This is a genomic window from Flavobacterium johnsoniae (assembly GCF_030388325.1).
GTDB classification, from domain to species: domain Bacteria; phylum Bacteroidota; class Bacteroidia; order Flavobacteriales; family Flavobacteriaceae; genus Flavobacterium; species Flavobacterium johnsoniae_C.
Genome location: NZ_CP103794.1, coordinates 2,983,137 through 2,995,323 on the forward strand (window position 1 = coordinate 2,983,137; position 12,187 = coordinate 2,995,323).

The 12,187-nt window shown below is 36.5% G+C and carries 3 protein-coding genes; all 3 read left to right on the top strand.

The window, feature by feature from the left end:
- Window positions 1-680: 680 nt before the first annotated feature.
- The 3 genes from NYQ10_RS13010 to NYQ10_RS13020 are packed head-to-tail and all read left to right on the top strand — an operon-like array spanning window position 681 to window position 12,174.
- Window positions 681-9,248: a gliding motility-associated C-terminal domain-containing protein gene (locus NYQ10_RS13010; RefSeq protein WP_289876751.1), complete on the top strand. Its 8,568-nt coding sequence runs from the start codon at window positions 681-683 to the stop codon at window positions 9,246-9,248.
- Window positions 9,249-9,292: 44 nt separating this feature from the next.
- On the top strand, window positions 9,293-10,225 hold the full coding sequence (locus NYQ10_RS13015) for a PorP/SprF family type IX secretion system membrane protein (protein ID WP_289876752.1): 933 nt from the start codon (window positions 9,293-9,295) through the stop codon (window positions 10,223-10,225).
- A gap of 11 nt (window positions 10,226-10,236) precedes the next feature.
- Window positions 10,237-12,174: an OmpA family protein gene (locus NYQ10_RS13020; protein ID WP_289876753.1), complete on the top strand. Its 1,938-nt coding sequence runs from the start codon at window positions 10,237-10,239 to the stop codon at window positions 12,172-12,174.
- Window positions 12,175-12,187 lie beyond the last annotated feature (13 nt).

Consider the following 12,187-nt stretch of genomic DNA (forward strand, 5'->3'; position numbering starts at 1 on the left):
TGGAAAATTGACTACAATCATTTTTCCTCAAAAAAAATGGAATGTATTTTATCTCATCGAGATAAAATCTGTTCTACGGTATGTTTCGATATACCGAATTCAACATAATTTTTTTCTGAAACGATTTTAAAAACTTGTTTTTAGGTTTTTATATTTTGTTTTAACTGTATGATTTTTAATTGATTGTTTAATTGCGTAGGCATTTGTGCCTATTGCGAGAGGTGTTTTATTGTCCATTTTCTAATCTTCCAAATTATGAAAAAAAAATTTACTTTTTGTAATCTCAAACTACACAAGAGATTATTGGGGCTTTTAACGTTATTTCTAATATGCACGAATGTGTTTTCACAAACTATTTGTAGACCAACGTCTGAAACAAATAGTCAAGGTGGATTGTTGTGTGTTGGATTGAATGTTGATATCCTGCCAACGCTTATGATAGCGCAGGCTTAAGCACTTTTGCAACCCTAACCAGCGCGGTCGGGGTAGGTTGTTTTGTTGAAGAGACATTAAATTTAGGTCAGACAGCGAGAGCTGGAGATCAAATTGCTATTTACTTTGGTACTGGCAATGGTCTTCTTGATGTAAGTTTATTATCAAATGCTTCAATTCAGAGTAAACTTAATGGAACCAATGTTGGTTCTAGTGTGGCTTTAAATAGTCCTCTTTTAAATTTGAATTTGCTTACTGGTAATACTGTCGCGGTGGCAAAGTATACTTTAACGGGTGATGCGAATCAAGTGCAAATTCAAGTTGGTGGGCTAGTAAATTTATTAACCGTCCTTCGAATTTATGATGTTCGCTTAGAATATGCGCAACCAACAGTAGCGGGAGGTTTTACACAAACAGTTTGTGCTGGATCTACAACTACGCTTACTGCAACACCAGCAGCAGGAACTACTTTGGCTTGGTATAGTTCTGCTTCTTCTACAACAGCGTTGGCAACAGGAAATACTTTTACAACGCCTGCATTGACAAGTAATACGACATATTATATAGGAATTTCAAGAACAACAGGCTGCGAAGGAAATGTTCGAGTACCTGTTGTTTTAAATGTTTCTAATCCAGTTGCTCCGGCAATTAATAATTCTGGAACTACAGTTTGTTCTACAGGACCAACCCAACAAACTACTTTATCCGTTTTAAACGCGATACCAGGAACGACATATTCATGGTATTCGGTAGCAAGTGGAGGAACTGCATTGGCAGCCGGAACGACATATTCGCCAACAGTTCCTTTGGGTACAACTACTTTCTATGTTGAAGGTTCAATAGGAAGCTGTATAAGTCCAACCCGTGCTCAAGTAAATGTTGTTTCTACATCTGTACCAGCTACACCAACAGTACTGACTCAGAGTGTTACAATTCAATCTGGTCAGAATGCAACATTAAGTGCAACGACTCCAGAAGTAGGAGCGCAATTAAATTGGTATGACGTACCTACTGGAGGAACAGCAGTTGCAACAAATACGGCAAATTTTACAACTCCAATTTTAACAGCTACCAAAACTTATTATGTTGAGGCTCAAAGTCCAAACGGAAGTTGTGTAAGCGCCGCGAGAGTTCCTGTTTTGGTTACCGTTCAGCCAACATCTTTAGTTGGATGTCTTGAAGCTGGAAGTCAGCAGATAGTTCAAAACGGTTTATGTTTACTATGTAGTTCTACAAATCCAAATAATGCTGTTGACGGAAATCCAGCAACTGCTACAAGACTTACTGTTCCAGTCGGTTTAATAAATGGTTATGTTCAGCAAACATTACAATTTAATAATCCTGGAAAAGCTGTAGATATTGTTGATGTTGAAATGGAATTGCCAGGAGGCTTAGCAGATTTATCATTGTTGGGTGCAGTTAGTTTAGCTACTTACAATGGAGCCACGTACAATAATGATAGAGTTGCGATAAACAATCCTTTAATTACTTTACAATTATTAAGTGGGAATCGTTTTAGAGCCAGTGTTACTGCAGGTGCAAATTTTGATCGTGTAGAAATTCGATTGGGAGGTTTGGCAACTGTATTGACGAGCGCGGACATTTATCAAGCAACCTATAGATTTAAAGTACCAGCTATTTCTGGTAATACAACTATTTGTAGTGGACAAACTGCGACCGTAACAGCTCCACTTGCAGTTGGTGAAACAATAAATTGGTATAGTGCTGCGACAGGCGGAGCTTCATTGGCTTCTACTGCTACATTTACAACACCGGCATTAACTGCGCCGGCAACTTACTATATGCAAGTTACAAGAAATGGTTGCGTAAATAGTGAAAGAAATCCAGTGCAAATATTGATTACTAATCCTGTAGAGCCTACGGTTACCGCATCACCAACAACAATTTGTAGCGGACAATCTACTACACTAACTGTTCAAGCACCAGTTACAGGTACTGTTTATAATTGGTATGATGCTGCAGCTGGAGGTAATTTAGTATTTACAGGTACTTCATTTGCAACTCCTGCTTTAACAGTTAATACCAGTTACTATGTTGAAGCCGCTATTGGAGATTGTACTTCTGCAACGCGTACTGCGGTAAACTTAACAGTTAGTCCAATACCAGCAACGCCTACTTTTGCATCATCAAATGTAATTATACAATCTGGTCAGACAGTTACATTATCTGTACAGAATCCAGTTGCAGGTGTTAGATACAATTGGTTTGATGTACCTACGGGAGGAGCTTCAATAGCTTTTAATACAACATCGTATACACCAAGTCCAGCTTTAACGGCAAATAAAACTTATTATGTCGAAGCGGTTAATGTAGGTACTGATTGCGCTAATCCCGCAAGAGGAGCTATCACTGTTACTGTAATTGCAAATGCAAGCACTTGTTTACAGGCTGGAACTCAGGCAACAGTACTTAGCTCAGGTGTTGTCTGTGCATTATGTAGTGTAACAAATGATAATGCATCAGTTGATGGAGATATCAATACATTTTCACATCTAAATATTACAGCAGGAGTTTTAGGAAGTTATATTCAACAAACGCTTATTTTCTCAAACCCTGGACAAACTGGAGATATTATAGATGTTGATTTAGAATTACCAGGAGGTTTAGCAGATGTGACATTGCTAGGTTCGGTAAGTCTTGCAACTTATAATGGAGCTACTTATAATAATGACAGAACTGCTATTAGCAATAATAGTTTAGTTGGTATTCAATTATTATCTGGAAATAAATTTAAAGCTAGCTTTAAAGCTACAGCACCGTTTGATCGTGTTGAAGTTAGATTTGGAGCACTTGCTTCTTTATTAACTAATTTATATATCTATCAAGCAGCTTATAGATATCCAGATGCAACAATATCAGGAGCTACAGCACCGATTTGTGTTGGAGGAACGGCATCATTGACAGCAACAACTACAGGAACAGAAACTTACACTTGGTATGATGCTGCGGTAGGAGGAAACATCGTAGCTGTAAATCCAACTGCTGCTTTAACTGCTTCAACAACTTACTATTTACAAGGAACAAGAGGAGGAACTTGTGAGAACAGTATACGTCAGGCAGTAACAGTTAATGTATTGCCAATTCCAACAGCAGCTGATATTGTAATTCCAAGTCCAGCTGAAGCAACTTGTGCAGGTGGAGTGGTTTTAAATCCATCAACAGCTATTGCTGGGGCACAATTTAAATATTACACAGACCAAAATAAAACTCAGGAAATTATAACAGGAACTATTGTTGCGGCACAGCCTGGAGTAACTTTTACGAAAGATGCTATAAGTGGCGCACTGACAATTGCAGGATTAAATGCAACAGGAACTCCTTATAATTATTTTATTGCGGCTTCAAATGGTGGGACTTGCGAAAATGCAATTAATGATTTAAAACAAGTCACAGTTAATTTTCCTTCAACTACTGTTTTAACTGTAAATGCTAATCCAGCTCCTGGCTGTGGTAGTTTTAATTTAGGAAATGCAATTACAAATTTTGATTCTACAGGAAATACTACTTATACATTTTATGATCCTTCAAATAATGTAATTACTGCCGATGCAGCAGCTAACATAACAACTGGTGGAGTTTATTCAATAGAAGCTCAAGGTACAGGAGATACTTGTCCAGCGGCAAGACAATCTGTAACAGTTGTTATTAATGCTTTGCCAAGTTTGGTAATAACGAATCCACAGGAATCTGTAAATGTTGGAACAAATGTAACTTTAACAGCAACTTCAACTGGTACAGTAACTTGGTTTGATCCGCAAGGAAATGCTTTAGCAGGACCACCTTTTTCTACTGGAGTTTTAAGTACGCCAGGTGTTTATACTTATACAGCAGTTGCTAGCGATGGAATTTGCAGTAGAACAGCAACAAAAGTTATCAATGTAATTGATTTAAGTAATTGTCAATCTTTAGCTGAAAGAGTCTATGCAACAGGGCAGACTTCTGGTTCAATAATTACGGGAACTGTTACTAATGGCACAAATGCTGTTGATGGAAATCCACAAACATTCTCAACCATTACAACAGGAGTTGGACTTTTAGGAGTTGGTACAACTTGGCAGAGTTTAACTTGGCCAGCAAATATCGTTAAAGGAACACCTGTTACAGTTAAGTTAGGATCGGAATACAGTTTATTAGCTGTTGGTCAGAATTTATCTGTAATTGGAACTAAAAATGGAGTTGACATTGGAGCAATGCAATCAGTATCTGGTTCATTATTAAATTTAATTTCAGGAGATAATACTTATGAATTTACTTTTGTTCCTTCAGATGCTTCAGGACCACAAGATTATGATGGAATTAGAATTCAATCTGCATCATTATTAAGTGTTGCTCAAAACACAAAAGTATTTGATGCTCATTACAATAGACAAGTTACAGCTGTGGCATGTACTCCTGGAGATATTCAGGATATTTTCTACGGAGCAACAGATTTAGGTCTTCCTGTGGGAGCAGTAACAGCTGCTGTTGGAGTAAGTGATGCATGGAATATTGCGGATAATGATGTAACAACTTTTGCAACTATGTACAGCGGAGTTGGTGCTTTAGCTGCGGCTGATTTAACAGTACAATTTAAAACTCCTTCTGTAGTAAGTGACACTTTAAGAATCGTGATTTCTAAACCAGGAGCACTTTTAGATGTTAATTTACTTACTGGGTTTACAATTCAGCGTTACTTAGGTAATGTTGCTGTTGGAGCTCCAATTCAAAACACAAGTACATTATTAAGTATAAGATTACTACCAGGAAATTCTTTGGCAATGGTCTTGGTATCTTCACCAACAGAAATCTACGATAGAGTTAGAATTCGTTTAGGAGGTGTGGCAGGAGTATTAGATTTCTTAAGAGTTCATACAGTAGAAAGAACAGCAAATACAACAGTTATTGGTGCTGATCCGCAAAATAAAATAACGGTCTGCCCAGGAAGTACCATAACACTTCAGATACCTGAAGAAGCTTGTTCTACTTATATTTGGTATGATGCTCTAACAGGTGGAAATTCATTATCTACTGGTATTTCTTATACATTACCAGCTAATTTACCAGCAGGAATTTATAAATATTATGTGCAGCCAGTACGTTACGGTTGCGAAACTTTTGCAAGAGGAGAAGTTACGGTTGAAGTAAAAGCTTCAGCTCCAGTTAATGCTTTAACAGACATTACTTTAAATGGAGGAACATCAACATCTGTTTGTACAGCTTCTGGATCGGTAACTTTAGCGACAAGTTTAAGCGGAACGCCTCTATTAACTAATCCAGTTTATTCTTGGTATAGTTTTGACGGAACAACAAGTCAGCTTATTGTAGGAGAAACAGCATCACAGTTAGTGATAAACGGATTAGCTCCAGGAACATATACTTATTATGTTGGAGTAACTTCAGACCAATTTTGTTTAACTGCGGAAGCAGATAGAAAACAGATTACGTTTACAATTTTACCTCCTTCTACAGCAAATGATATTTTGGTTGATGATGTTACAGTTTGTCACGATGCAGCTGCGACATTAACTCCAACAGCACCAACATTAGCAAGCCCTGTATTCACTTGGTATTTAGATGCTAATAAAACACAGCCAATTACTAGTGGAGCGGTTATTAATGGGGTTACTTATACTATAAATGCAGCAGGTCAATTAACAGCAACAGGTTTAACAGAAGCAATGAGTCCAAGTACTTATTATGTAGCGGTTTCAAGTACCAATACTTGCGAAAACCTTGCTGGAACATTACAAGATGCTGTAATATTAATTAATGACCCGAACACGCCAACTACTTTAGATAATACTCAGGATTTCTGTTTGTCTACAACGCCGACGGTTGCTAATCTTCAAGTAAATGAAACTAATGTAGTTTGGTATACTACACCAACTGGTGGACTGCCTTTAGCATCTACAACACCTTTGGCTAATGGAGTTTATTATGCAGGAGCAACAGATATAGTTTTTGGATGTGAAAGCAGTGTGAGATTAGCTGTTACAGTAACAGTGACTGATCCTGGAACACCAACATTAGTTACAGCTGGAACACAAAATTTCTGTTTAGTAGATGCTCCGACCTTTGCAAGCATTCAGACTAATCAGCCAAATATTGTATGGTATACGGCTTTAACAGGCGGAACTTTAATTCCATCAACGACAGCATTAACAACTGGACAATATTTTGCAGCAATTTCTGATCCAACATCAGGATGTGAAAGTGCTACAAGATTAACAGTTGATGTAATTGTAAATAATCCTGCAACGCCAACATTGGTAACAGCAGGAACACAAAACTTCTGTCAGGAAGATGCACCGACATTTGCGAGCATTCAGACAAATGAAGCTAATATAGTTTGGTATACAGCTGCAACAGGCGGAACTTTAATTCCATCAACAACAGCTTTAACAACTGGGCAATATTTTGCAGCAATTCTAGATCCAGCAACAGGCTGTGCAAGCGCTACAAGATTAACAGTTGATGTAATTGTAAATGATCCCGGAACTCCTACTTTGGTAACAGCAGGAACGCAAAATTTCTGTCAGGAAGACGCACCTACATTTGCAAGCATTCAGACTACTCAATCTAATATAGTTTGGTACACAGCTGCAAAAGGCGGAACTTTAATTCCTTCTACAACAGCTTTAACAACTGGACAATATTTTGCAGCAATTTCTGATCCAGCAACTGGCTGCGAAAGCGCTACAAGATTAACAGTTGAGGTAATTGTAAATGATCCAGGAACACCGACATTAGTTACAGCAGGAACACAAAACTTCTGTGTAGTTAATGCACCAACATTTGCAAGCATTCAGACAACTCAGACAAATATAGTTTGGTATACAGCTGCAACTGGCGGAACTTTAATTCCTTCTACAACGGCATTAACAACGGGACAATATTTTGCTGCGATTTCTGATCCGACAACAGGTTGTGAAAGCGCTACAAGATTAACAGTTGATGTAATTGTAACAGATCCTGCAACGCCTACAACAACTTCTGCAACGCAAACTTTCTGTTCAGGAACAAATCCAACAGTTGCAAATATTCAGGTAAATGAAAGCAATGTAATTTGGTTCACAACTCAAACTGGTGGAACAGCTTTGGCTTCTACAGCAGCTTTAACAACAGCAACTTATTACGGAGCTATAAAAGACCCAACAACAGGTTGTGAAAGTAGTGTCAGATTACAAGTTGCCGTAACAGTTGGAAATACAATTAATCCAACAACAAACAGTGCAAGTCAGACTTTCTGTTCTGCAAATGCGCCAACAATTGCTAATATTCAGGTTAATGAAAGTAATGTAACTTGGTATACTTCTGCAGCAGGAGGAACGCCAATTGCAGCAGGAACAGCATTAACTTCTGGAATTTATTTTGGAAATATTGTAGATGCAGCGACAGGTTGCGAAAGCACAACTCGTTTGCAAGTTACAGTTACAGTTGTTGATCCAGCAGGAACTCCAACAACTGCTAATGCAACTCAAAATTTCTGTACGCTAAATTCACCAACAGTTGCTAATATTCAAGTAAATGAAGCAAATGTAGTTTGGTATAGAACAGCAACAGGAGGAACAGCACTTCCAGCAACAACAGCTCTTACAACTGGTATCTATTATGGTGCGATTTCTAGCGCAGTTGGATGTGAGAATCCAGTGAGATTAGCAGTTACCGTAAATGTTAATGCACCAAGCGTAGTTACAACAACAAGCACAAATCAGAAATTCTGTTTAAATGCTGCGCCAACAGTTGCTAATATTCAAGTAAATGAAGCAAATGTAGTATACTATACTACTGCGACTGGCGGAACACCATTACCAGCTAATACTCCTCTTACAGCAACGACTTATTATGCTGCTGCATTGAGCAATACAACTAATGGTTGTGATAATGCAACAAGATTAGCTATTACAGTTTCATTCGAAAATGACGCTGCGTATCAAATTACAACAACAGATGATACTCCATGTGTTTTCAAAGGTGTAACGTATTCAATTGCCAACGGAAAATCTAATTATCTATGGACAATCGTTGGAGGAACAATCGTTTCTGGAGGTTCTACAGCAGATGGTTCTGTAACAGTTTCTTGGTCAGATATTGGACCTGGAACAGTAACGGTAGCTTACGTTAATACTTGTGATGAAAGAACAATTAAAACTCTAAATGTTAGTGTGTCAAGCTGTTCAGATTTGACAATTACCAATACAGTTAATAATCCGACTCCAAATTTTGGAGAACAGGTAACATTTACAGTAACGGTAAATAATGTTGGAGAAGGAGACTTCATCAATACAATTGTAAGTAATTTGATTCCTAGTGGTTTAGAGTTGGTAAGTTCATCTACATCAACTGGAACTTTTGATCCGACAACTCAACTTTGGACAATTCCAAGATTAAATGCAGGTCAAAGTGTAACACTAACAATTGTTGCTGAGGTACTACCAGGCGGCAATTACACAAGTACAGCGACTGTAGAAACTTCAACTCCTTTAGATGTTGATGCAACAAATAATTCTGCTTCAGTAACATTAGAACCAATTTGTTTAACTGTTTACAATGAGTTTACACCAAACAATGATGGTAAAAATGACTTCTTCAGAATTGATTGTATCGAAACTCATCCAAACAACGAATTGAAAGTGTTTAATAGATACGGAGCATTAGTGTACAGTAAAGTACATTATGAAAATGACTGGGACGGAACTGCAAATGTATCCGGAGTTGTTAATAGAGGAGATATGTTGCCAACAGGTACTTATTTTTATGTGATAACCATTGGAGATGGAACGGTTAAAAAAGGCTGGTTGTCTATTATGAGATAAGCGACTTCTATTAATCAAATTAATTAAACTAAATAAGTATCGTTATGAAACTATATATAAAATCATTAGAAACGTATTTCATTTTAATATGTTCTTTTATCACGGTTTGTGCCACAGCACAGCAAGAACCTCAATATACTCAGTATATGTATAATACTATGTCAGTAAATCCAGCTTATGCTGGGTCTACTGGCTCTACTGAAGCAGCTCTTTTATACCGTTCACAATGGGTAGGGATTTCTGGAGCTCCACAAACGCAATCATTCTCTATACATTCTCCTCTTAGAAATGAGAATTTAGGATTAGGATTGAGTATTGTTAACGACAAAATTGGTCCTTCTGATGAACTATATTTCGATGGAAATTTTGCTTATTCAATTCCTTTAGGATATGAAAAAAGACTTGCTTTCGGTTTGAAAGCAGGAGGAAGAATGCTAAATATCGATTGGTCTAAAGGAAGGTATTATGATAGTGATGATGTTTTGTTAAATCAGAATATCAACAATCAAATTAAGTTAGCAGTCGGAGCCGGAATTTACTATTACACCGACAAATGGTATGTAGGACTTTCTGTTCCTAGTTTTATGAGAAGTAATTATTATGATGATGTTCAAGAATCTATAGATTATGATCGTTTGCATTATTATTTAATGGGAGGATATGTTTTCGATTTGAATCCAAATTTGAAATTTAAGCCTGCATTTTTAGTAAAAGCCGTTAGCGGAGCGCCAATTACGGCAGACGTATCAGCAAATTTTATGATTCAAGAAAAGTTTGTTATAGGGGGAGCATATCGAACAGATGATTCTGTTAGTATACTGGCTGGTTTTCAAATAGCTCCAAGTTTTTTCCTTGGATATTCATTTGATTACACTGTAAGCCAATTGAACAAATACAATGATGGTACACACGAAATCATCTTGCGTTATCAATTTGTGCAAAAACAAAGCAAAATTAAATCTCCTCGATTCTTCTAAAAATAAAACTTATGAGAAAACTATATATCCTATGTTTAATTTTGAGCGTTACGTTTAGTTTCGCTCAAAAAACAAATTTGAAGAAAGCCGATGCTTTGTTTAGAGATTATGCCTACTTAGATGCTTCTAAAGCTTATGAGGAAATTCTGCAAAACATCAAAGATCCTTCAACTCAGACATTAAAAAATGCAGCAGATTCGTATTATTTTATTTCTGATTCTAGAAATGCACTTAAATGGTATAGAAAACTGTATGAAGCTCAAGGGAATAATCTGACTGATATTTATTATTTGCGTTATATCCAATCGATGAAAGCCGTTATGGATTATGATGAAGCAGATAAAATTACGAAAGAGTATCTGGATAAAAAAGGAGATAAAGCAGAAATTAACCGATATGTTGATCAAAAGAAATACATGGACAGCGTATCGAAAACAAAACCGCTTTATACCATTAAAAATTTAGATATTAATACTAGTAAATCAGATTTTGGAGCTACATTCTTCAAAGATAATATCGTGTTTACATCTGCTCGTGATACAACTAAGTTTAGCGAAAAATTGTATACTTGGAACAATCAGCCATTTTTAAATTTATATTTCGCAGAAAGAAATCCTGCTGATGGAAGTTTGTTTAATGAAACGGTTTTTCTACCAAATGTAATGACGAAGTATCATGAAGCGACAGCAAGTTTTGATTCTCAAGGAAAAACCATTTATTATTCTACTAATATTGTAAAGAAAAACAAACTGGTTATTGATGAAGCAAGAATTAATAATTTTCAAATTATCAAAGGATCAATTGTAGATAATAAATTAGAAAATCCACAAAAAGTATTTTTTGATAGTGAAGAATATTCGGTAGGACATCCTGCTTTAAGCGAAGACGGACAATGGCTTTTCTTTGCATCAGATATGCCAGGCGGTTACGGAGAAACAGATTTATATGTAGTAAAAATTGCAGGCGATGGTACAATGAGTACACCAGCCAATCTCGGGCCAACTATTAATACAATTGGTAATGAAGTATTTCCATTTTTCCAAAACGGAGTCTTGTATTTTTCTTCTGATGGTCATTACGGTTACGGAGATCTAGATGTTTACGAAAGTAAATTTTTATCCGATGGAAATTTTACAACACCAAGAAATCTTGGAGCGCCAGTAAATAGCAATAAAGATGATTTTTCTTTTATAATTGACAGAGCGGGTACTTATGGTTATTTGTCTTCTAATAGAGCCGGAGGAAAAGGCGATGATGACATCTATTCTTTCGTAAAAGGAAAACCAGTTTGCAACCAAAGTATTTCTGGAATGGCAATCGATCATAAAAGCAAGAAACCGTTAGCAGATGTAACCATTATGGCTTACAACTCATTTAGTGAGATTTTGGGCGAAACCACAACAAACTTTGAAGGGAAATATGCTATAGAAGTTCCCTGTAATAAAGTAGTTAAAATGATCGCAGCAAAACCAAATTACAGCAGCGATGACAAAACGGTAGAAACAACAGGTAATAATGGTGGTGAAATTAAAGATGTAAACTTTGAATTGAGTAACTATGATGATCTGGTTGTGAAGAAAAAAGGAGTAGAAAAAGTAGATGTAAATCCGATTTACTTTGACTACGATAAATTTGATATTACACCAAAAGCTATAGAAGAATTGTCTAAAGTAGTTTTCATTATGCAGAAATTCCCAAAAATAATTATTAAAATCGAATCGCATACAGATTCACGCGGAAAAGACGCTTACAACTTGAAACTGTCAGACAATAGAGCAAAATCAACAAGAGATTATATTCTTTCACAAGGAATTGATCCATCTCGAATTGAAAGCGCAATTGGTTATGGCGAATCTCGCTTGATTAATAAATGTAAAAATGGTGTAAAATGTACAGAAGAGGAGCACTTGTTGAATAGACGTTCCGATTTTATCATTATTCAAAAATAGTTCTATATTTGTA

What these genes read in the sequence shown, in the direction of transcription:
- NYQ10_RS13015 (WP_289876752.1), top strand. Translation starts at nt 9,293, where the DNA reads ATGAAACTATATATAAAATCATTAGAAACGTATTTCATTTTAATATGT.
- NYQ10_RS13020 (WP_289876753.1), top strand. Translation starts at nt 10,237, where the DNA reads ATGAGAAAACTATATATCCTATGTTTAATTTTGAGCGTTACGTTTAGT.